The organism is Paenirhodobacter sp. (genome assembly GCF_041916475.1).
Taxonomy (GTDB): Bacteria; Pseudomonadota; Alphaproteobacteria; order Rhodobacterales; family Rhodobacteraceae; genus Rhodobacter.
Window position 1 is genome coordinate 1 of sequence record NZ_JAYRZN010000047.1, and the last position, 21,581, is coordinate 21,581.

Annotated in this window: 21 protein-coding genes and 1 tRNA gene; 16 read left to right on the forward strand and 6 right to left on the reverse strand. The window is 68.3% G+C overall.

Going from position 1 to position 21,581, the window contains the following annotated elements; translation table 11 throughout:
- Nucleotides 1-26 precede the first annotated feature (26 nt).
- The 3 genes from ACOMG5_RS15585 to ACOMG5_RS15595 are packed head-to-tail and all read left to right on the forward strand — an operon-like array spanning nt 27 to nt 1,447.
- The gene (locus ACOMG5_RS15585) at nt 27-506 is read left to right on the forward strand and encodes a hypothetical protein (protein WP_420344714.1); all 480 of its coding nucleotides are present in this window, start codon (nt 27-29) and stop codon (nt 504-506) included.
- Complete coding sequence (locus ACOMG5_RS15590; RefSeq protein WP_420344715.1) at nt 503-802, forward strand: hypothetical protein; 300 nt, start codon at nt 503-505, stop codon at nt 800-802. Before ACOMG5_RS15585 ends, ACOMG5_RS15590 begins: the two co-directional genes overlap by 4 nt.
- Nucleotides 803-823: 21 nt before the next feature.
- Entirely contained in the window at nt 824-1,447 is a 624-nt protein-coding gene (locus ACOMG5_RS15595) for a hypothetical protein (protein WP_420344716.1), read from the forward strand.
- Between the two features lie 55 nt (nt 1,448-1,502).
- Here ACOMG5_RS15595 and ACOMG5_RS15600 read toward each other — a convergent pair whose 3' ends face one another.
- Together ACOMG5_RS15600 and ACOMG5_RS15605 are read right to left on the reverse strand one after the other, a co-directional pair.
- Nucleotides 1,503-3,047: a DUF6538 domain-containing protein gene (locus ACOMG5_RS15600; protein WP_420344717.1), complete on the reverse strand. Its 1,545-nt coding sequence runs from the start codon at nt 3,045-3,047 to the stop codon at nt 1,503-1,505.
- Nucleotides 3,048-3,139: 92 nt separating this feature from the next.
- Nucleotides 3,140-3,214, reverse strand: a tRNA-Thr gene (locus ACOMG5_RS15605).
- Nucleotides 3,215-3,934: 720 nt separating this feature from the next.
- On the opposite strand from ACOMG5_RS15605, the gene mraZ reads away from it, so the two are divergent.
- From mraZ to murD, 8 genes are all read left to right on the forward strand, one after another.
- Nucleotides 3,935-4,441 carry a division/cell wall cluster transcriptional repressor MraZ gene (mraZ, locus tag ACOMG5_RS15610; RefSeq protein WP_420344718.1) on the forward strand — a complete coding sequence of 169 codons (507 nt, stop codon included), beginning with the start codon at nt 3,935-3,937 and terminating at the stop codon, nt 4,439-4,441.
- A complete protein-coding gene (rsmH, locus tag ACOMG5_RS15615; protein WP_420344719.1) occupies nt 4,438-5,421 on the forward strand; it encodes a 16S rRNA (cytosine(1402)-N(4))-methyltransferase RsmH in 984 nt (327 codons plus the stop codon). Before mraZ ends, rsmH begins: the two co-directional genes overlap by 4 nt.
- Nucleotides 5,418-5,801 carry a cell division protein FtsL gene (ftsL, locus tag ACOMG5_RS15620; protein ID WP_420344720.1) on the forward strand — a complete coding sequence of 128 codons (384 nt, stop codon included), beginning with the start codon at nt 5,418-5,420 and terminating at the stop codon, nt 5,799-5,801. The genes rsmH and ftsL overlap by 4 nt, the downstream gene beginning before the upstream one ends.
- Nucleotides 5,798-7,591 carry a peptidoglycan D,D-transpeptidase FtsI family protein gene (locus ACOMG5_RS15625; protein WP_420344721.1) on the forward strand — a complete coding sequence of 598 codons (1,794 nt, stop codon included), beginning with the start codon at nt 5,798-5,800 and terminating at the stop codon, nt 7,589-7,591. The genes ftsL and ACOMG5_RS15625 overlap by 4 nt, the downstream gene beginning before the upstream one ends.
- A gap of 83 nt (nt 7,592-7,674) precedes the next feature.
- Nucleotides 7,675-9,165, forward strand: coding sequence for a UDP-N-acetylmuramoyl-L-alanyl-D-glutamate--2,6-diaminopimelate ligase (locus ACOMG5_RS15630; protein ID WP_420344722.1), 1,491 nt, complete (start codon nt 7,675-7,677; stop codon nt 9,163-9,165).
- Nucleotide 9,166: 1 nt separating this feature from the next.
- Nucleotides 9,167-10,615: a UDP-N-acetylmuramoyl-tripeptide--D-alanyl-D-alanine ligase gene (locus ACOMG5_RS15635; protein ID WP_420344723.1), complete on the forward strand. Its 1,449-nt coding sequence runs from the start codon at nt 9,167-9,169 to the stop codon at nt 10,613-10,615.
- Entirely contained in the window at nt 10,615-11,697 is a 1,083-nt protein-coding gene (gene mraY / locus ACOMG5_RS15640) for a phospho-N-acetylmuramoyl-pentapeptide-transferase (RefSeq protein ID WP_420344724.1), read from the forward strand. Before ACOMG5_RS15635 ends, mraY begins: the two co-directional genes overlap by 1 nt.
- 136 nt (nt 11,698-11,833) lie before the next feature.
- Complete coding sequence (gene murD / locus ACOMG5_RS15645; protein ID WP_420344725.1) at nt 11,834-13,234, forward strand: UDP-N-acetylmuramoyl-L-alanine--D-glutamate ligase; 1,401 nt, start codon at nt 11,834-11,836, stop codon at nt 13,232-13,234.
- A gap of 1 nt (nt 13,235) precedes the next feature.
- Here the strand turns inward: murD and chrA are convergent, their stop codons facing one another.
- Nucleotides 13,236-14,336, reverse strand: coding sequence for a chromate efflux transporter (gene chrA / locus ACOMG5_RS15650; protein ID WP_420344726.1), 1,101 nt, complete (start codon nt 14,334-14,336; stop codon nt 13,236-13,238).
- Complete coding sequence (locus ACOMG5_RS15655; protein WP_420344733.1) at nt 14,333-15,262, reverse strand: L-lactate dehydrogenase; 930 nt, start codon at nt 15,260-15,262, stop codon at nt 14,333-14,335. The genes chrA and ACOMG5_RS15655 overlap by 4 nt, the downstream gene beginning before the upstream one ends.
- A 177-nt stretch (nt 15,263-15,439) precedes the next feature.
- Between ACOMG5_RS15655 and ftsW the strand changes: the two genes are divergently transcribed.
- The 4 genes from ftsW to ACOMG5_RS15675 are packed head-to-tail and all read left to right on the forward strand — an operon-like array spanning nt 15,440 to nt 19,331.
- Nucleotides 15,440-16,600: a putative lipid II flippase FtsW gene (gene ftsW, locus ACOMG5_RS15660; RefSeq protein WP_420344727.1), complete on the forward strand. Its 1,161-nt coding sequence runs from the start codon at nt 15,440-15,442 to the stop codon at nt 16,598-16,600.
- A gap of 10 nt (nt 16,601-16,610) precedes the next feature.
- Nucleotides 16,611-17,714: a UDP-N-acetylglucosamine--N-acetylmuramyl-(pentapeptide) pyrophosphoryl-undecaprenol N-acetylglucosamine transferase gene (locus tag ACOMG5_RS15665; protein WP_420344728.1), complete on the forward strand. Its 1,104-nt coding sequence runs from the start codon at nt 16,611-16,613 to the stop codon at nt 17,712-17,714.
- Nucleotides 17,711-19,126 carry a UDP-N-acetylmuramate--L-alanine ligase gene (murC, locus tag ACOMG5_RS15670; RefSeq protein WP_420344729.1) on the forward strand — a complete coding sequence of 472 codons (1,416 nt, stop codon included), beginning with the start codon at nt 17,711-17,713 and terminating at the stop codon, nt 19,124-19,126. Before ACOMG5_RS15665 ends, murC begins: the two co-directional genes overlap by 4 nt.
- A 1-nt stretch (nt 19,127) precedes the next feature.
- Entirely contained in the window at nt 19,128-19,331 is a 204-nt protein-coding gene (locus tag ACOMG5_RS15675) for a DUF2484 family protein (RefSeq protein WP_420344730.1), read from the forward strand.
- Here the strand turns inward: ACOMG5_RS15675 and ACOMG5_RS15680 are convergent.
- The gene (locus tag ACOMG5_RS15680; protein ID WP_420344731.1) at nt 19,328-20,494 is read right to left on the reverse strand and encodes an FAD-dependent monooxygenase; all 1,167 of its coding nucleotides are present in this window, start codon (nt 20,492-20,494) and stop codon (nt 19,328-19,330) included. The genes ACOMG5_RS15675 and ACOMG5_RS15680 overlap by 4 nt on opposite strands.
- 70 nt (nt 20,495-20,564) lie before the next feature.
- Nucleotides 20,565-20,987 carry an RNA polymerase-binding protein DksA gene (gene dksA / locus ACOMG5_RS15685; protein ID WP_420344732.1) on the reverse strand — a complete coding sequence of 141 codons (423 nt, stop codon included), beginning with the start codon at nt 20,985-20,987 and terminating at the stop codon, nt 20,565-20,567.
- 202 nt (nt 20,988-21,189) lie between these two features.
- On the opposite strand from dksA, the gene ACOMG5_RS15690 reads away from it, so the two are divergent.
- A partial coding sequence (locus ACOMG5_RS15690; RefSeq protein ID WP_420344734.1) for an AAA family ATPase occupies nt 21,190-21,581 on the forward strand: 392 nt, incomplete at its 3' end.

Sequence of the window (21,581 nt, forward strand, 5' to 3'; positions counted from 1 at the left end):
GCGCGCCCAAATAGACGGAGGCCGCCATGCGTCACGATCCAGCCGCTGGTGCCATCGTCATCATGCTGCGCAGCCGGAAGCTGCATGGCATGGCCCAAGCCGTCACCGATCTGATCGAGCGAGGAGCAGTGAACATGGCGACGGCGACGATCATACAGGGGCTGCGCGAAAGCGCGGCCTCGGCCAAAGCGACCGACCACCTGCGCGCGGGCGACCTTCAAGCCCTCGGTGACGAGGCAGTCGATGCCTTGGCGCAGATGCTGCCGCACCTCTGGACGCTGCGGCGGCACATCGCGGGACAGAAGGTCGGCAATCCAGAGGCGGCGGCGGATGCCATTGCACATCTGGCGGCACGAGCCGCGTCGGTCGAGATGCTGGGCGCGCAGTATGAGCAGATCAAGGCCGACCTCGGCGGCGAGGGCTATGCGCTCTTGAAGGCGAACGGCGACGGCGTGCCGTATTTCAGCGATGCCGATGACGGCGAAGACAAGGAAGCGACAGAGTGACGGCAATGCAGAGCAGCAACAGCATTAAGAGGGCGGCTTCGGTCGCCCTCGACCAGATCGCCACCAGCACCGATTTCCGCCTTCGCTGGCCCGCTGAGAGGCAACGTGACGACACCGGCAAAGAGCGAACGGCGTGGCTCGACCATGCGCACAAGGCACGTCTCGTCGTCACGCTGGAAGGCGGCAAGCCGTTCCGCGAACCGCTGCTCGTCTGGAAGGACCCGAAGCGCGCGGACGGCAAGCTGGTCCTGCTCGACGGAATGCACCGGCTGGCGGCCTATCGGGCCGTCGCGTAGCCCCATTACGCGCACATCGAGGTGATCGAAGGGGATCGGCGAGAGGCGCTTAAGGCGTCCGTTCAGGCGCGCGCGGGGATCATGCTCGGCACCAGCGCAGAGGAGCGGGCGGATATGGCGTGGCGGATGGTTCGCGAGCCGGTCGAACCGCGTTACCGGCTGCGCGAAATCGTCGAGGCTGTGGGCATTTCGGAGCGCACGGCGAAGACGATGCGGGCGAGGCTGAAAGAACTGACAGCGAACGACGGCGAAATCACCGGCCAGTGGTGGCGGGATCGACGACAGCCCCAGCAACAACAGCCCGGTGATGAGGCCGACGCGGACGCATGGAAAGAACGAATGGCGAAGATGGATGCCGAAGAAGAACAGCTCGTGGAAGAACTGCGCGACAGCATGGATCGCCGGAAGCGGCCCGGGATGCTGATCCTGCACGAGAAACAGCGCGTCGGCGAGGCTTTCGTCAAGGCGTATGGCGTCAAGGATTTCGAGGCCCTGCTCGAATGGCTCGGATATGCCAAGATCGAGGAGCCGCCCGAAGACGACTGGCCCGAACTGGCGGAAGGCGGAACGGTCGAGGATGCCATGCAGCGGGCGCGGGCGAAGCGACTGGCCGAAGGCGTCGAGTGCGATGACGGCGCGTTCTGACAGCCGAAAAACGGGCAAGTAGTAGAGGGGGCAATTTGCCCGTTTTTGGGGCCGGTCAAGCGCGAGGTAAGGCGGGTGCGGTCGAGTATCGCGGCAGCTTCTGGACCTCTCGCCACAGGGCCTTGACCGTGGTCTCGCCGTAATCGCTTGCGGCGCGGCCATCCTCGTGCCCGGTGATTGCGTCAGAATACTCGGGCGCGATCCCGACCTCTCGCGCTATGGTCTTGAAGCGGTGCCGCCAAGCGTGGTTCGGCTGCACATTGGGGTCGGCGATCCCGACGACCTCTCGAACCCATGTTCCGACCTTCGACCCCGCGCTTTGGGCGCGTTCGACCGGATCGGCGGGCTTGCCACGAACGGGCGCAGTCGAGTAGGACACTGGCCCGGCTGGCAGCGCCCGGATCATCTGCGGTAGGCCCATGTCCAGAAGCTGCGGATGGATCGGCACCATGCGATAGGCCCCGGTCTTGACCGATCCGGCCTCTGGCGTGATCCGTAGACACAGAACCCCGTGATCCTCGATCAGGTCTTCCGTGCGAAGCTGCATAACCTCGGTGATCCGTGCACCCGAGAAGGCGCATATCCACGGTCCCCAGCGGATCGCCCGCTTGTTCTCGACGGTGCGCCTTCCGGGCGTGGCGGGATCGGCCAGGGCTGCGGTCAGGATCGCCACCGCCTCGTCATCGGTGAAACCCTTGGGCCGGGTGCGCTGCGGCTTGACGAACCGGACCCTGTTCTCTTTGGCTGGATTCTCTTTCAGCTTCCGCTTCTCGACAGCCACGCCGAAGACCACCTTGATGACCGTCAGATACTTCTGGCTGACCGTGCGGGCGACAAGGCCCTTCTCGTGGCGCAGGTGGTCGCACCAATCTGCAATGTTCTCGGGCGTCACGCGCTGGGCATCATCATGGCCCAGATAGTCGATCAGGCTTTCGACCTTGTGGCGGAAATCGCCAACGGTGCGGGGGGATTTGCCATTGGCAAGGTGGTCCCGCTCCCAGAGCTTGAACAGGGCGCGGATCGAAAGCCCGACTTCGGGAACTGGCTGGGCATTTTCCGGGGCCATGACGGGCGGGAAGCGGTCTGACTTAGGGTCCGGGCTATAATCGCCTTCGGATCGCTTCCGATTCAGCGCCACGGCCTGACGGAAGGCGCGGTCGGTTTCCTCGATCAAACGGGCGCGGCTGGCCTCGTCGGTGACGATGCCCTGTTCCGCGAGCAGCTTGTCCACAGCCTCGCCATACCACTGTTCCGCGCCACCCGGGCTTGCGGCAACACGATCCAGCAACTTCTGAACCTCGGTCCAGACGTTCGGCTCGCCCGGTTCAAGCTCCATCATCGCCACGTAATCGCGGTAGATCACGCCCGACAGTGCGACAATCTGCTTATGGGGCAGCGGATCGGGGCGTTTGCGAAGCCGTTCCCAGATCATGGCTTGCTTGCGCAGGGCATCGATGTTGCGGACCTTCGCCTCGTCCGGGTCTTTAGTGCCCAGCGAATGGCTGACTTCTTTGCGGCCGAAGACGGCCACCAGATCGGCGGGTGTTTTCTGGCGAAAATAGTAGACGCCTGATGTTCTGTTCTTCTGTGGGCGGGCCATCTGCAAGACCATAGTGTAGAACCCCGGTGTAGAACCGAAGTCAACCTAAGCCCTTGATAGCGCCTATCTTCTTGACCTGAAAGGAAGAATCATGGTGCTGCAGGAGAGGATTGAACTCTCGACCTCTCCCTTACCAAGGGAGTGCTCTACCACTGAGCTACTGCAGCGCCGGATGGTGCGTGAGCGGGCATTTAGAGGACATCGGCTGGGCTTGCAAGAGCAATCTTGTGGAAAATGTGTGCGTGCTGTGGCGGTGGATCGGCCGCGGCCCTGCGCTGCACGGCAGAGCTGCGGGTGCTGGGCATGGGAATTTATGGGAGAGATTCGTCGAACTGCCCCATCGCTGCCGAATCGCGCGGCTGTGATCCGGGGTGATCTGCCTTATTTTGATGCTTGCTTGGGGATTCTGTGCAACGCCCTCGGTGCCATCTGGGAAAGCGCGGGAAATTGCCCGGCCGGGAGGGCAAATCTAGATATGGTATGGTGGCGATATTGTGGCCCCAATTCTGGTGAATTATCCACAAATTTATCCACAACCTATTGATGTATTAACACATATTAATTCATTTGGAAGGGCCCAGATGGCGCCGCATCCCGTTTTTTCCCTTGCTTTCCCATGGTCGCCCATGGCATCCCTTGGTCATCGAGAGGACGGGAAGGGGGCATCAAGACCCCGCGGCGCAAGAGCAGCTTCATACAGGCACCCGCTTCACGAAAAATGAGATCCGGCGCGCGACGAGCGGTCATCCCCCAGGTGGCGTGCGCAGTCGGACACCCAGTGATGGGACGAGGGCGGCGGATCGGGCAGTGGCAGCAGCCCGATCCGCCGTTTTGCTTTAGAGGCCCCGGCGACGGGCACCAGGGGACGGGACAGGAGAACGCCAGCTTTGGCACGGCGGTTCAGAGGTTCGGAGACGTTCAAGGTGGACGCGAAGGGTCGCGTTTCCATCCCGGCCTCCTTCCGCCGCGTGATCGAGGCCGGTGACCCGGACTGGCAGCCCGGCCAGCGCCCCAACATCCTGGTCGTCTATGGCGGCACGGAGCGCAAATACCTCGAAGTCTTCACCATGGAAGCGGTCTACGAGATCGACGACCAGATCGACGCGATGCAGCGCGGCACGCCGGAGCGTGCGGATATCGAGGATCTGATGTATGCGCAATCGCACCAGACCGATATCGACGCCGACGGCCGCCTGGTGCTGCCGCAAAAGCTCCGCGAGAAGATCGGGCTGACGAACGAGGCCTATTTCGCCTCCGCTGGCACCTCCTTCAAGATCTGGGATCCGGAAACCCATGCCGCCGAACAGGCCGCGGTTGCCGCCGAGCGCGCCGCCACCCGGCCCGACCGCTATGATCCGCTGATCCACCTGCCGCCGAAGGGGGCCTCGGAATGAGCGGGGCGCCTCACATCCCGGTTTTGCTGCGGCCGCTCCTCGAAGCGGTCGCGCCTGTCTCTGGGGTCTGGCTCGATGGCACCTTCGGCGCGGGCGGCTACAGCCGCGGCCTGCTGGAGGCGGGGGCCCAGAAGGTGATCGGCGTCGATCGCGATCCGGCGGTGTTCGCGATGGCCGAGGCCTGGCGCGGCGCCTATGGCGACCGGCTGGAGCTGGTGGAGGGTACGTTCTCGGAGCTGGACCAATATGCCGGCGTGCCGCTCGACGGGGTTGTGCTGGATCTGGGCGTGTCCTCGATGCAGCTCGATCAGGCCGAGCGCGGGTTCTCGTTCATGAAGGACGGCCCGCTCGACATGCGCATGTCGCAGTCGGGCGACAGCGCGGCCGATATCGTCAATACTGCGGAGGAGGGCGAAATCGCCGACATCCTCTATCATTACGGCGAGGAGCGGGCCTCGCGCCGGATCGCGCGCGCGATCGTCGAGGCGCGCAAGGCCGCGCCCTTCGAGACCACGAAACAGCTCGTTGCGGTGATCGAGCGCGCGCTGCCGCGGCCGAAGCCCGGGCAGAGCCACCCCGCCACCCGCAGCTTCCAGGCGCTGCGGATCGCGGTCAACGATGAATTCGGCCAGCTCATCGAGGGGCTGGAGGCGGCCGAACGCGCGCTGAAGCCGGGCGGGCGGCTCGCCGTCGTGACCTTCCATTCGCTGGAAGACCGGGTGGTGAAGCGCTTCTTTCAGGAGCGCTCCGGCCGGGCGGGCGGCGGGTCGCGCTATGCGCCGGTACAGGCCGCAGCCGCGCCCGCCTTCGAGCCGATCACCCGCAAGGCCGTCGGCCCCGATGACCGCGAACTGGCGGAAAACCCCCGTGCGCGCTCCGCGCTCTTGCGGGTGGCGCGCCGCACCGATACCCCCGCAGGCCATGCCGACCGCAGCGCGCTCGGCCTGCCCTCCCTTGCCACGACCGGACGCAGCCGATGAGAACGATCCTCTATCTTGCCACCGCACTCTGTGTCATGGGCCTCGCGTTCTGGGCCTATCATGTGAACTACGCCACCCAGGGGCGGCAGACGGAGCTGCGCGCGCTGAAGAACGAGATCGCCTCGCTGCAGGAGGGGCTCGGCGTACTGCGCGCGGAATGGGCCTATCTGAACCGGCCCGACCGCCTGCGCGAGCTCGTGAACCTGAACTTCGCCTCGCTCGGCCTGCTGCCGCTGGCGCCCGAGCAATTCGGCTCGGCCGCGCAGGTGGCCTATCCGGCGCCGCCGGTGCCCGAAGCGCCGCTGACCGGCGCGATCACCGCGCCGCCGAAGCGCCCCGGCGTGATCCCGGTGACGCATCTGGTGGAGGACCCGCTATGATCCGCACGCCCCTGCGGCCCCTCGCCCGGATCCTCTCTGCCCGTGCCAAGGGCGAAAACCCCGATGCGATCGAGCGCGAGAACATCCGCCTGCGCGGCGAGGCGATCCGCGAGCGTGCGCGCGCCACCGCCGAGGGGCGGCTGTTCTTCATGGGGCTGCTGTTCGTGACCGCCTTCCTCACGGTGGGCCTGCGCATGGGCACGATGGCCGCGACCCAGCCGCAGGAGCCGCAGGGCGCCGGCAATGCCCCGGCAATCCTCGCGCAGCGCGCCGATATCGTGGACCGCGAGGGCCGGGTGCTCGCCACCAATCTGGTGACGCATGCGCTCTATGCCCAGCCGCCGATGATGATCGACCCGCAGGGCGTGGCCGACAAGCTGGTGAAGATCTTCCCGGATCTGAACCATGCCCGGCTGATCAAGGATTTCACCACCGGGCGCAAATTCGTCTGGATCAAGAAGAAGATCAGCCCCGAGCAGCTGCAGGCGGTGCATGACATCGGCGATCCGGGCCTGCTGTTCGGCCCGCGCGAGATGCGGCTTTATCCGAATGGCGCGGTGGCGGCCCATGTGCTGGGCGGCGCGCGCTTCGGGCAGGAGGGCGTGAATTCGGCCGAGGTGATCGGCACGGCCGGGGTGGAGAAGGCCTTCGACGGCTGGCTGCGCGACCCGGCCAACAACGGCGCGCCGCTGAAGCTCTCGCTCGACCTGACGATCCAGTCCGCGGTGGAGGAGATCCTCTCGGGCGGCATGCGGCTGATGCAGGCCAAGGGCGCCACCGCGATCATCATGGATGTGCATTCGGGCGAGATCATCTCCATGGCCTCGCTGCCCGATTTCGACCCGAACGACCGGCCGCGGCCGCTGGCCAAGGGCGACCCCTCCGACAGCCCGCTGTTCAACCGCGCGGTGCAGGGGGTGTATGAGCTCGGCTCCACCTTCAAGATCTTCGCCGTGGCGCAGGCGCTGGAGCTGGGGCTCGTGTCTCCGGCGACGATGATCCAGACCCAGTCCCCGATGACCTGGGGCCGGTTCAAGATCCGCGATTTCCACAATTACGGCGCGCAGCTCTCCGTCACCGATGTGATCGTGAACTCCTCGAACGTGGGCACGGCGCGGATCGTGCAGATGATCGGGCCGCAGCGGCAGCGCGAATTCCTCGACAAGCTGGGCTTCCTCGCCCCGACCGCGATCGAGCTGACCGAGGCGCCCACCGGCCGCCCGATCGTGCCGGCGAAATGGTCGGAGATCTCGTCGATGACCATCGGCTATGGCCACGGCCTCTCGGCCTCGCCGCTGCATCTGGCGGCGGCCTATGCCACCATCGCCAATGGCGGGCGCAAGGTCACGCCCACGCTGATCCACGATCCGAAGCATCATCCGGGCGATGAGGTGGTCTCCGAGGATGTGTCGAAGCGCGCGCTGGCGATGATGCGCGCCGTCGTCACCCGCGGCACCGCCTCCTTTGCCGATGTGAAGGGCTATCAGGTCGCGGGCAAGACCGGCACCGCCGACAAGGTGAAGCCCACCGGCGGCTATTACAAGGACAAGGTGATGGCGACCTTTGCCGGCACCTTCCCGGTCACCGATCCGAAATATGTGCTGATCCTGAGCCTCGACGAGCCCTCCACGTTCGTTGCGGGCGAAGACCGCCGCACCGCGGGCTGGACGGCCGTGCCCGTGGCCGCGGAGGTGATCCGCCGGGTGGCGCCGCTGCTCGGGCTGCGCCCCGATCCGGCGCAGTTGGATACGCTCGACGGGATCCAGCTGGTCTCGGCGAAAAAGAACTGATCGGCGGCGCGGGCCGGGCCCGCGCGTTGACCTTCCCCCCGGCTTTCCCGTAAAGCGCGGGCGACAACCGAAGGGGCAGAGATATGGGCGAAGCACTCACCAGGGCCCTGAGCGAACTGGGCCTGACCGCGCAGCACGGCGGCGACGTGCGGATCACCGGATTGTCGGTCGACTCGCGGCTGGTGAAGCCGGGCCAGCTGTTTGCAGCGCTGCCCGGAACCCATGCCCATGGCGCGACCTACCTGCCCGGCGTGCTGGAAAAAGGCGCGGTGGCGGTGCTGACCGACCGCGCGGGCGAGGAGATCGCGCTGCCGCTGATCGCCGGGCGCAGCGATGTGGCGCTGGTGGTGGTCGAAGATCCGCGCCAGGCGCTGGCCTTCGCCGCGGCGCTGTGGTTCGGCGCGCAGCCCGCGACGGTGGTCGCGGTGACGGGGACGAATGGCAAGACCTCGGTTGCGACCTTCACCCGCCAGATCTGGCAGCTTCTGGGCCAGGAGGCCGCGAATATCGGTACCACCGGGGTCGAGGGCAGCTTCACCGCGCCCTCCGCCCATACCACGCCGGAGCCGATCACGCTGCACCGGCTGCTTGCGGAGATGGCGGCGGCGGGGGTGAGCCATGCGGCGATGGAGGCGTCGTCGCACGGGCTCGCGCAGCGGCGGCTGGACGGGGTGCAGCTTCAGGCGGCGGCCTTCACCAATTTCACCCAGGACCACCTGGATTACCACGCGACCTTCGCCGAATATTTCGCGGCCAAGGCCGGGCTCTTCACCCGGGTGCTGCCCGAGGACGGGATCGCGGTGATCAACACCGACGATCCGAAGGGGCTGGAGCTGGTGGACTTCGCGCTCGCGCGCGGCCAGCGGGTGATCCGCGTGGGCCATGCCGCGGAATGCGAGATGCGGCTGATGAACCAGCGCTTCGATGCCGCGGGGCAGGATCTGCGCTTCAGCTGGATGGGGGTGGCGCATCTGGTGCGGCTGCCGCTCATCGGCGGGTTCCAGGCGATGAATGTGATGACGGCGGCGGCGCTGGTGATTGGCTGTGGTGCCGCGGCGGAGGCGGTGTTCGATGCGCTGCACCGGCTGAGCACGGTGCGCGGGCGGATGCAGCTAGCGGCGACGCGGGCGAACGGGGCCACGGTTTTCGTGGATTATGCGCATACGCCTGATGCGGTGGAAACCGCGCTGAAGGCGCTGCGGCCGCATGTGATGGGGCGGCTGGTGGCCATTGTCGGCGCGGGCGGCGACCGCGACCGCACGAAGCGCCCGCTGATGGGGCGGGCGGCGGCGGCCTTTGCCGATCAGGTCATCGTCACCGATGACAACCCCCGCACCGAGGATCCGGCCACGATCCGGGCGGCGGTGCTGGAGGGGGCGGGCGCCGAGGCGAGCGAGGTCGGCGACCGGGCCGAGGCGATCCTGCGCGGGGTCGATGCGCTGGCGCCGGGCGACGCGCTCCTGATCATGGGCAAGGGGCATGAGCGGGGCCAGGTGATCGGCACCGACGTGTTCCCCTTCGACGATGCCGAACAGGCCTCCATTGCCGTGGCCGCGCTGGACGGGACGATCTGAGATGACGGTACTGTGGACTTCCGAGGATGCGGCGCAGGCCACGGGCGGGCGGGCGACGCAGCCCTTCGCGGTGAGCGGAATTTCGATCGACACCCGCAGCATCCGCCCCGGAGAGCTGTTCGTGGCGCTGAAGGATGTGCGCGACGGGCATGATTACGTGGCCGAGGCGCTGCGCAAGGGGGCGGCGGCGGCGCTGGTGAGCCGGGTGCCCGAGGGCTGCGAAGGGGCGCCCTTGCTGATCGTGGCGGATGTGCTGCGCGGGCTTGAGGATCTGGGCCGGGCCGGGCGGGCGCGGACGCGGGCGCGGGTGATCGCGGTCACGGGCTCCGTGGGCAAGACCTCGACCAAGGAGATGCTGCGCGCGGTGCTGTCGGTGCAGGGCGCTGTGCATGCCGCGGAGGCGAGCTTCAACAACCATTGGGGCGTGCCGATCACGCTGGCGCGGATGCCCGCGGAGGCCGATTTCGCGGTGATCGAGATCGGGATGAACCACCCGGGCGAGATCGCGCCGCTGGCGCGGATGGCGCGGCCGCATGCGGCGATGATCACCACGGTGGCGGCGGCGCATCTGGAGGCCTTCGGGCGGCTGGAGGGCATTGCCGAGGAAAAGGCCGCGATCTTCGACGGGCTGGAGCCCGAGGGCATCGCCGTGGTGCCGACGGGGCTGGAGGTGAGCGGCCTCCTGATGGCGCGGGCGCAGGCCCATGCCGCGCGGGCGGTGAGCTTCGGCGCGGATGAGGCGGCCGATTACCGGCTGCGCGCGGCCACGATCGCGGGCGATGTGACGATCGTGCAGGCCGATCATGGCGGCCAGCCGCTGCTGTTCAAGGTGATGACGCCGGGGCGGCATTTCGCGATGAATGCGCTTGGGGTGGTTGCGCTGGCCGAAGCGCTCGGGATCGATGCGGCGCAGGCGACGATGGGCCTTCTGGGCTGGGCGCCGCCCGCGGGGCGCGGCGCGCGCGAGCGGATCTATATGGATATCCTCGACGAGGCGCAGAGCTTCGATCTGTTCGACGATGCGTTCAACGCCAATCCGGCCTCGCTCGGCGCGGCGCTGGAGGTTCTGGCGGGGGCGCAGCCGCGCGACGGGGTCGGGCGGGTCGCGCGCGGGCGCCGGGTCGCGGTGCTGGGCGATATGCTGGAGCTCGGGCCCGAGGAACGCGCACTGCATGCCGAGATCGCGCGCCACCCCGCCATGGCCGCGATCAGCACGGTGCATTGCGCCGGGCCGCTGATGCGCGATCTGTGGAGCGCGCTGCCGCCCGCGCAGCGCGGCGAGTGGCACGAGACCGCGCAGGAGATGGCCGCGCGGGCGCCCCATCTCGCGGATGCGGGCGATGTGATTCTGGTCAAGGGTTCCAAGAGCTCCAAGGTGAGCCTGGTGGTGGAGGCGCTGCGCCGCCTGGCGCAGCCCGCCGCCGCCGAACTGTTCAAGGGAAAAGAATAATGCTGTATTGGCTCGCCAACCTCTCGAGCGGCGGGGACGTGTTCAACCTGTTCCGCTACATCACCTTTCGGGCGGGGGCTGCGTTCTTCACCGCGCTGGTGTTCGGCTTCATCTTCGGGCGGCCTCTGATCGACGTGCTGCGCCGCAAGCAGGGCAAGGGCCAGCCGATCCGCACCGACGGGCCGCAGACCCATTTCGCCAAGGCGGGCACGCCGACGATGGGCGGGCTGCTGATCCTCTCGGCGCTGCTGGTCTCTACGCTGCTCTGGGCGCGGCTCGACAATGGCTACATCTGGGTGGTGATGGGGGTGACCTTCGGCTATGCGCTGATCGGCTTCGCCGACGATTACGCCAAGGTGACGAAGCAGAACGTGAAGGGCGTGAGCTCGCGGGTGCGGCTGATCCTCGGGCTGGTGCTGGCGGCGCTGGCGGGAGCGGCGGCGGCCTGGATGCATCCGGCGGATCTCTCGGGGCAGGTAGCGCTGCCGGTCTTCAAGGATGCGCTGATCAACCTCGGGATCCTGTTCGTGCCCTTTGCCATGTTGGTGATCGTGGGCGCGGCCAATGCGGTGAACCTGACCGATGGCCTCGACGGGCTGGCGATCATGCCGGTGATGATCGCGGCGGGCACGCTCGGCGCCATCGCCTATGTCGTGGGCCGGGCGGACTTCACCCAGTATCTCGGGGTGCATTTCGTCCCCGGCACCGGCGAGCTGCTGGTGTTCTGTGCGGCGCTGATCGGGGGCGGGCTGGGCTTCCTGTGGTACAATGCGCCGCCGGCGGCGGTGTTCATGGGCGATACCGGATCGCTGGCTCTGGGCGGCGCGCTCGGCGCGATTGCCGTGTGCACCAAGCACGAGCTGGTGCTGGCGATCGTGGGCGGGCTGTTCGTGGTGGAGGCGCTCTCGGTGATCATCCAGGTCGCCTATTTCAAGCGCACCGGCAAGCGGGTGTTCCTGATGGCGCCGATCCACCATCATTTCGAGAAGAAGGGTTGGGGTGAGGCGCAGATCGTGATCCGGTTCTGGATCATCTCGCTGATCCTGGCGCTGATCGGGCTGGCGACGCTGAAGATCCGCTGAGCGGGTTGCGCCGCCTGCGGCGTCGCCCGGGGGCGCCGCTGCGCGGCGCCGGGCGCGGTTTGGCCTTTCCGCCGCCGCCGCCATCCAATATCCTGGGCAGGCGGGGGCAAAGGCCCCGGAATGGCGCGAGGGCGAGATGATACCGGTTCAGGGCTATGCGGGCCACAAGGTGGCGGTTCTGGGGCTCGGGCGGTCGGGGCTGGCGACGGCCGCGGCGCTGAAGGCGGGGGGCGCGGAGCCGCTCCTGTGGGACGACAGCCCGGAATCGCGGGCGCGGGCCGAAGCCGCGGGCTGGGCCTGCCACGACCTGACCCGGGAGGGCGCCTTCGCGGGCGTATCGGCGCTGATCACCTCGCCGGGGATCCCGCATCTGTATCCGCAGCCGAACAACGTGATCGCGAAGGCCATGGAGGAGGGGATCCCGGTCGATAACGACATCGGGCTGTTCTTCCGCTCCTGGGCGACGGCGGACTGGGACGATTTCGAGACCGCGCCGCGCAGCGTCTGCGTGACCGGCTCCAACGGCAAATCCACCACCACGGCACTGATCCACCATATCCTGCGCCATGCCGGGCGGCCGACGCAGATGGCGGGCAATATCGGCCGCGGCGTGCTGGATATCGACCCGGCCGAGGATGGCGAGGTGGTGGTGCTGGAGCTGTCGAGCTATCAGACCGACCTCGCGCGCGCGCTGACGCCGGATGTGGCGGTGTTCACCAACCTTTCGCCCGATCATCTGGACCGGCACGGGGGCATGGGCGGCTACTTCGCGGCGAAGCGGCGGCTCTTTGCCGAGGGCGGGCCGGACCGCGCGGTGATCGGGGTGGACGAGAAGGAGGGCGTGTATCTGGCGAACCAGATTGCCACCTCGCGCGAGGATGACCGGGTGATCCGGATTTCTGCGGCGCGCAAGCTCGGCGATTACGGCTGGTCGGTGTTCGCGCGCAAGGGCTTCCTCGCGGAGTGGCGCAAGGGGCGGCAGGTGGCGTCGATCGACCTGCGCGAGGTGACGGGCCTGCCGGGCGCGCACAACCATCAGAACGCCTGCGCGGCCTATGCCGCCTGCCGCAGCCTCGGCCTCGCGCCGCGGCTGATCGAGGAGGCGCTGCGCAGCTTCGAGGGGCTGCCGCACCGCTCTCAGACCGTGGCGGAGAAGCGCGGTGTGCGCTACGTCAACGATTCCAAGGCCACCAACGTGGACAGCGCCGAGAAGGCGCTGCAGGCGTTTCGCAACATCCGCTGGATCGCGGGCGGGCTTGGCAAGGAAGGCGGCGTGGCCTCGCTGCGCCCGCATCTGGAGCATGTGAAGAAGGCCTATTTCATTGGCCATTCGGGGCGGGATTTCGCGCTGGAGCTGGCGGGGCTCGAGCATGAGATCTGCGAGACGATGGAGCGGGCGGTGGCGCGCGCGGCCGCCGAGGCGGAGGCGGGCGATACCGTGCTGCTGGCGCCGGCGGCGGCGAGCTTCGACCAGTATCCGAACTTCGAGAAGCGCGGCGATCATTTCGCCGAGCTGGTGGCAGCCCTGCCCGAATAGCCTAGAGGAGCGCGGCCCCGGCGCCCGCGCCCAGAGCCACGATCAGCACCGGCGGCACGCGGGCGAAGGCTGCGGCGGTGAGCAGCGCGGCCAGCGCCGCCTGCCGCGGGCCACGCAGGCCGAGGGGCAGGATCTGGCTGAGGAAGGCCGCGGCCAGAAGCCCGACCACGGCCGCATTCACGCCGGAGACGGCCGCCCGCATCCACCCGTGCCGCGACAGCCTTTGCCAGAGCGGCAGGACAGCGGCATAGAGCGCAAAGCCCGGCGCGAAGATCGCGGCGGTGGCGATCAGGGCGCCCCGGAGGCCATCCGTTGCCGCGCCGAGGTAGCTTGCGAACGTGAACAGGGGCCCGGGCACGGCCTGCGCCATGCCGTAGCCCGCGGTGAAGGCTGTGGCGGGGATAGTGCCTCCGAGGCCCTCGCGCAGGAGCGGCAGCACCACATGCCCGCCGCCGAACACCAGCGACCCGGCGAGAAGATAGGGCCGCGCGAAGGGCAGCGCCGCAAGCAGGGCGACGAGCAGCCCGAGCCCCACCGCGAGCCCGCGCAGCCCGGGCACCGGCGCCCCTGCCGCGGGCGGCGCCCCGGCGGGCAGCCGGGTGCCGATCAGGGCCGCGAGGGCGAGGACCGCGGATTGCGCCGCCATGCCTGGCCACAGGAGCAGCGCCGCGCAGGCGGCAAGCGCCATCAGACGACGGGGCAGATCGGGGCAGAGGCTGCGCGCCATGGCGACGATGGCCTGGGCGACGATCGCGAGGGCTACGAGCTCCAGCCCCGTCAGCAGGCCGCCCAGCCGCCCGGCGGGCAGGCTCCGCGCCCAGAGCCCGGCGAGGGCCATGGCGAGCGCCGAGGGCAGGGTGAAGCCCAGAAACGCCGCCAGCGCCCCGGCGGCCCCGCCCCGGTAGAGGCCGATGGCGAAGCCCAGCTGCGAGGAGGCGGGGCCGGGCAGGAACTGCGCCAGCGCGAGGCGCTCCGCGAAGGCGGCGGCATCGATCCAGCGCAGTTTCTCGACAAAGGTGCGGTGGAAATAGCCGATATGCGCGGTGGGGCCGCCGAAGCTCGTGAGCCCGAGCCAGAGGAAGGTGCGGAAGATGGCGATCAACCGAGCCCCGCGACCGAGTCCTTCAGGATTTCGGCCGAGCGGCGCAGCGCCGTGGCCTCCTCCGGCGAGAGCGAAGGATCCAGCGTCGCCAGCACGCCTGCCCGCCCGATCAGCCGCGGCAGGCTGAGCGCCACATCGGCCACGCCCTGCACCTCGGGGGTGACGATGGAGCACGACAGAACCGTGCGCTGATCGTCGCGGATCGCCTGCACGATCCGGGCGAGGCCCGCGCCGATGCCGTACCAGGTGGCGCCCTTGCCGTCGATGATGCGGTAGGCCGCGCGGCGCACGCCCTCATCGATGCGGGCGCGGATGTCCTCGGTGATCGCGGCGCCGATCTGGGCTGCGAAGCGGCCGATGCTCTCGGTGCCGACGCGGGCGGAGGACCAGGCCAGCACCTCGCTGTCGCCATGCTCGCCCAGCACATAGGCGTGCACGGATTGCGGCGCGATGCCCAGATGCTCGCCGAGCAGGCTGCGGAAGCGCGCGGTATCGAGGATCGTGCCCGATCCGATCACCCGCCCGGCGGGCAGGCCCGAAGCGCGCAGCGCCACCTCGGTCATGATATCGACCGGGTTCGAGGCCACGAGCAGGATCGCATCGGGGGCGGCGCTGCGCACGCGCCCCACCACATCGGCAAAGACCCCGGCATTGCGCGCAAGCAGGCTCAGCCGGCTTTCGCCCGGCTTCTGCGGCACGCCCGCGGCCAGAATCACCACCACCGCTCCGGCGAGCGCATCGTACTCCCCGGCGGAGATCTTGCAGGGATGGGCGAAGGGCACCGCATGGGCCACGTCCTCGGCCTGTGCGAGCGCGAGCGCCGGCTTGTAATCGACGAAGACGACCTCGCTCGCGCCGCCGCGCAGCGCCAGCGCATAGCCTGCCGCCGAACCGACCATGCCCGCACCCACGATCCCGACCTTCATGCCCGCCTCCATCCGCTCCGCGAAGGGTCTCATGAAGGCCCGGCCGCGTCACCCGGTAAAACATCGCTGAACGGCCGCTTTGGCATCCGCATCCCCTATGCAGCCCGCGGCGTTTGCGGTAGAGTCCCCATCAGACCCGGAAAACGGGCGACAGAGGCAGTATCGGCGGTTCTCACCATGACAGAAATGGTCTTTGGTACCGCGCCCGTCCGGGCCGGTGATCCCGTTCTTCCGCGCTGGTGGCGGACGATCGACAAATGGGCGCTTTCGGCGATCCTGATCCTGTTCGGGGTGGGGATGCTGCTGGGGCTCGCGGCCTCGGTGCCGCTGGCGGAAAAGAACAACCTCGAACCCTTCTACTATGTGAAGCGGCAGGCGTTCTTCGGCGTGGTCTCGCTGGTGGTGATGCTGCTGCTCTCGATGCTGACGCCGCGGCAGGTGCGCCGTGTGGGCGTGATCGGCTTCTTCTTCGCCTTCGTGGCGCTGCTGCTGCTGCCGGTATTCGGCACCGATTTCGGCAAGGGCGCGGTGCGGTGGTTCTCGCTGGGCTTCGCCTCGTTCCAGCCCTCCGAATTCCTGAAGCCCGGTTTCGTCATCATCTGCGCCTGGTTCATGGCCGCGGCGCATGAGGTGGCGGGCCCGCCGGGGCGGCTCTATTCCTTCGTGCTGGCGGTGGTGATCGTGCTGCTGTTGGCGCTGCAGCCGGATTTCGGCCAGGCCTCGCTCGTGCTCTTCAGCTGGATGGTGATGTATTTCATCGCCGGCGCGCCGGTCGTGCTGCTGTCGGGCATCGGCGGGCTCACGGCCCTGGGCGGCTTTTTCGCCTACAGCACGTCGGAGCACTTCGCGCGCCGCATCAACGGCTATCTGAGCAGCGAGATCGACCCGCGCACCCAGATCGGCTATGCCACCAACGCGATCCAGGAAGGCGGCTTCTTCGGCGTGGGCGTGGGTGAGGGCACCGTGAAATGGTCGCTGCCCGATGCGCATACCGATTTCATCATTGCCGTCGCGGCCGAGGAATACGGCCTGCTGCTGGTGCTGTTCATCATCGGGCTCTATGCGGTGGTGGTCAGCCGCTCCATGCTGCGCCTGATGCGCGAGCGCGACCCGTTCACCCGGCTCGCCGGGGCGGGGCTGGCCTGCTCCTTCGGGGTGCAGGCGCTGATCAACATGGGCGTGGCCGTGCGCCTGCTGCCCGCCAAGGGGATGACGCTGCCCTTCGTGAGCTATGGCGGTTCCTCGGTCATTGCCACGGGAATTACGCTGGGCTTTCTGCTCGCGCTCACCCGGAGCCGCCCGCAGGGCCAGATCTCCGACATTCTCGCGCGCCGATAGGAACCCGCCCATGTCCGACAGCAAACTGCCCCTTCTCCTGATCGCGGCGGGAGGGACCGGGGGCCATATGTTCCCGGCCCAGGCGCTGGCCGAGGCGATGGTGCGCCGCGGCTGGCGGGTGAAGCTCTCGACCGATCCGCGCGGCGCGCGCTACACCGGCGGCTTTCCGCATGTGGTGGAGGTGGAGCAGGTGGCCTCCGCCACCTTCGCGCGCGGCGGGCTGGCGGCGCGGCTCGCGGTGCCGTTCCGCATCGGGGCGGGCGTGGTCTCGGCGGTGCTGCGCAACATGTCGGACCGGCCGCGCGTGGTGGTGGGCTTTGGCGGCTATCCCACCATCCCGGCGCTGAGCTCGGCCTGGGCGCTGCGGATCCCGCGCGCGATCCACGAACAGAACGGCATCATGGGCAAGGTGAACCGGGTCTTCGCAAAGCGCGTCGAGGCCTTCGCCTGCGGCACCTGGCCCACCGATCTGCCGGCCGGCGTGGAGGGGATCCATACCGGCAACCCGGTCCGCGCGGCGGTGCTGGAGCGCTATGGCGCGCCCTATATCCAGCCCGGCGATTATCCGATGTCGATCCTGGTGATCGGCGGCTCGCAGGGGGCGCGGGTGCTTTCCGATGTGGTGCCCGCGGCCATCGCGGCGCTGCCGGGGCGGCTGCGCGGGCTGCTGCGGGTGGCGCATCAGGCCCGGCCCGAGGATCAGGAGCGCGTGGTGCAGGCCTATGCCCAGGCCGGGATCGAGGCCGATGTGCAGCCCTTCTTCCGCGATGTGCCGAAGCGGCTGAGCGAATGCCAGCTGGTGATCTCGCGCTCGGGGGCCTCCTCGGTGGCCGATATTTCGGTCATTGGCCGGCCCTCGATCCTGATCCCCTTCGCCGCCGCCGCGGGCGACCATCAGACCGCGAATGCACGCGGGCTGGTCGATGCCGGGGCCGCGATCCTCGTGCCGGAATCGGCCGCCAGCCCCGAAACCATCGCCGCCCAGGTCGCCCTTGTGCTGGACAATCCGCAAGGTGCGTTGCACATGGCCCAGTCCGCGCTCGGCTATGGCATTCCGGATGCCACCGAACGCCTCGTCGCCGTTGTCGAAGAACTCGCAGGAATACCGCAATGAACGCCGCCACCAAACTCCCCGGGGAACTCGGTCTCATCCATTTCATCGGCATCGGCGGCATCGGCATGTCGGGCATCGCCGAAGTGCTGATCACGCTGGGCTACCGGGTGCAGGGCTCGGATGCGAAGGCCTCGAAGATCACCGACCGGCTGGTCGGCCTCGGCGCGCGCTTCTTCGAAGGCCAGCGCTCCGACAATATCACCGAGGAGGTCGCCGTGGTGGTGATTTCCTCCGCGATCAAGCCCGGCAACCCGGAGCTGGAGGAGGCCCGCAAGCGGCACCTGCCGGTGGTGCGGCGCGCGGAAATGCTCGCTGAGCTGATGCGGCTCAAGTCCAACATCGCCATCGCCGGCACCCATGGCAAGACCACGACGACGACGATGGTGGCGACGCTGCTCGACAAGGGCGGCTTCGATCCGACGGTGATCAACGGCGGCATCATCCATGCCTATGGCTCGAATGCGCGGGCGGGCGCGGGCGAATGGATGGTGGTGGAGGCCGACGAATCGGACGGCTCCTTCAACCGGCTGCCCGCGACCATCGCCATCGTGACCAATATCGACCCGGAGCATATGGAGCACTGGGGCACGATCGAGAACCTGCGCAAGGGCTTCTACGATTTCGTCACCAACATCCCGTTCTATGGCCTCGCGGTGTGCTGCACCGACCACCCCGAGGTGCAGGCGCTGGTGGGGAAAGTGCATGACCGCCGGGTCTGTACCTTCGGCTTCAATGCCCAGGCCGATGTGCGGGCGGTGAACCTCAAATATGCCGACGGGCGCGCGCATTTCGACGTGCTGCTGCAGGCCGAAGGCACCACGATCGAGGGCTGCACTCTGCCGATGCCCGGAGACCACAACGTCTCGAACGCGCTGGCGGCGGTGGCGGTGGCGCGGCATCTGGGCATGAAGCGCGCGGAGATCCGCGAGGCGCTGGCGGGCTTTGGCGGCGTGAACCGGCGCTTCACCAAGGTGGGCGAGGTGCTGGGCGGCGTCACCATCATCGACGATTATGGCCACCACCCGGTGGAGATCGCCGCGGTGCTGAAGGCCGCGCGGCAATATGTATCGGGCACGCCCGGCGCGCGGGTGATCGCGGCGCACCAGCCGCACCGCTATTCGCGCCTGCACAACCTGTTCGACGATTTCTGCACCTGCTTCAACGAGGCCGATGTGGTGGCCATCGCCGAGGTCTATGCCGCGGGCGAGGAGCCGATTGCGGGCGCCACCCGCGACGATCTGGTCTCCGGCCTGATCCGCCACGGCCACCGCCATGCCCGCGCCCTGCTGAACGAGGACGACCTCGCGCGGCTGGTGAAGGAGCAGGCGCGGCCGGGCGATGTCGTCGTGTGCCTTGGTGCCGGGACGATCTCGGCCTGGGCCAATGCGCTGCCCGCGAAGCTCGGGGGCTGAGGTGGTTTCGTTCGTCCTCGTCGCGCTCTGGCTCGTCTCTACGCTGCTGATCAAGGCCTGGCCGGTGGCCTGGGCGGTGATCGGCGCGGGCGTGCCGCTGCTCGGCTGGGTGACCTATGTCGAGGGGCCGATGCTCGGCCTCGCGGCGCTGCTCATCGGGGTCACCGCGCTGCGCGTGCCGATGCGGGGGCTGATGCGGCCCTAGACCCGGGTCACGTCGTGGCCGTAGATCCAGTCGAAGCGGCCGACGAGCTTTTCCGGCATCATCTGCGACAGAAGCCGCATCCCCAGATGCCCGACCGCGCGCTGCACCCCCGAGAGGTGATAGTTCCGCGCATTGCGGTTCGCGGCCTCCACGATCGCGGCGCAGCGTTCGGCCCGCAGCGCCTGATAGGCGGCGAAGGCTTCGGCATCCTCATCGTGGCGCGCGAGCATCGCCGCCAGCACCCAGGCATCCTCCAGCGCCATAGAGGCGCCCTGCGCCATGAAGGGCAGGGTCGGATGCGCCGCATCGCCCAGGATCACGGCGCCCTGGCCGAACCAGCGCCCCGCCACCGGATGGCGGAACAGGCCCCAGAGCCAGGGCTGATCGACCTGCGTGAGCCAGCCCCGCACCTGCGGGCAGAAATCCTCGAAGGCCGCGTTCAGCGTCAGCCCGTCGTCGCGCAGGCTCCAGCTCTCCTCGACCCAGGCGCGGCGCTCCTCCACCGCGACGATGTTGCGCAGCCGGTGGCCTAGCGGATAGCTGACGAGGTGCTTGCCTGCGCCCATGAACACCTGCGCCACCGGCGGCTCGCCTTCGGCGCAGGGGATCACCGCGCGCCAGGCGACCTGATGAGTGAAGAAGGGCGCCACCTTGCCGTTCAGCGCCGCGCGGGTGAGCGAATGCAGCCCGTCCGCGCCAATCAGCAGATCGGTCTCGATCTCGGCGCCCTGCTCGGTGACGAGCCGCGGGCGGGGCCCCGCGAGATCGACCGCCGCGATCTTCTGCAGCAGCCGGATCTGTACGCCCGCGTCGCGTGCGCCCTCCGCCAGGATCTCGATCAGCCGCGCGCGGTGCAGCAGGCGGTAGTCCTCCTGCGGGCGCAGCCGGGCGAGATCCAGCCGCACCACCCGCGCGCCGGTCTCGCCATCCAGAAGCTCCACGCCCGCACAGCGCGGGCCCGAGCGAACGAGATCCTCGCCAAGCCCGAGCGCCTGCATCACGCGCCCGCCGTTCGGCGAGATCTGGATGCCTGCGCCGACCTCGCGGATCGCCTCGGCCTGCTCCAGCACCGTGACCTCCGCCCCGTGCAGCGCCAGCGCCCGCGCGACGGCAAGCCCGCCCACCCCCGCGCCGATGACCGTGATCCGCCGTCCGATCAGCATGTGACCCCCGATATGAAAACACCGGCACCATGACGGCGCCGGTGGGATATGTCCTTGCGACAGGTCAATCTCAGTCGTCGCGGTGCACGCGCTCGCGCCGTTCGTGGCGCTCCTGCGCCTCGAGCGTCATCGTCGCGATCGGGCGCGCATCCAGCCGCTTCAGGCTGATCGGCTCGCCGGTCATCTCGCAATAGCCATATTCGCCGTTGTCGATGCGGCGCAGGGCGGAATCGATCTTGGCGACCAGCTTGCGCTGGCGGTCGCGGGTCCGCAGCTCCAGCGCGCGGTCGGTCTCCTCGCTCGCGCGGTCCGCCAGATCCGGCACGTTGCGCGCGGATTCCGCCAGCCCCTCGAGCGTTTCCGCCGATTGTTCCAGAAGCTCCGCTTTCCATGCCAGCAGCTTGCGCCGGAAATATTCCAGCTGACGATCGTTCATGAACGGTTCGTCCTCCGCGGGGCGGTAGTCATCCGGAAGGAAGATTTCGGCCTTCATCTCTACCCTCATCGTGCTGCCCTCAATCCCGGCTGGCTTTGTCCTGCCGGTCTTGTCGCCGGTGCCATAACCCAACGCGGATGCGATGTCACGCCCTCTGCACAGTCTTTGCGCAGCGGCGCGGCATTTGAGCATGACGCAGTTGCGGCATTGTCTCTGGAACGCTACCTTTTGCGGCAATTCACGCATGGAGCCCTTAAAGTTGCGTTTCCAGTCCACAGAAAACTACGTCGCCCCGCCGGATCTGGTGGTTGCCGTCAATGCCGCGGTGGCGCTGGAGCGGCCGCTTCTGGTGAAGGGGGAGCCGGGGACCGGCAAGACCGAGCTCGCCCGCCAGGTGGCGCAGGCGCTCGGCCTGCCGATGCTGGAATGGAACGTGAAATCCACCACCAAGGCGCAGCAGGGCCTGTATGAATACGATGCCGTCAGCCGGCTGCGCGACAGCCAGCTCGGCGATCCGCGGGTATCGGATGTGCGCAACTATCTGCGCAAGGGCAAGCTGTGGCAGGCCTTCGAGGCCGAGGGCCGGGTCGTGCTGCTGATCGACGAGGTCGACAAGGCCGACATCGAATTCCCGAACGACCTGCTGCAGGA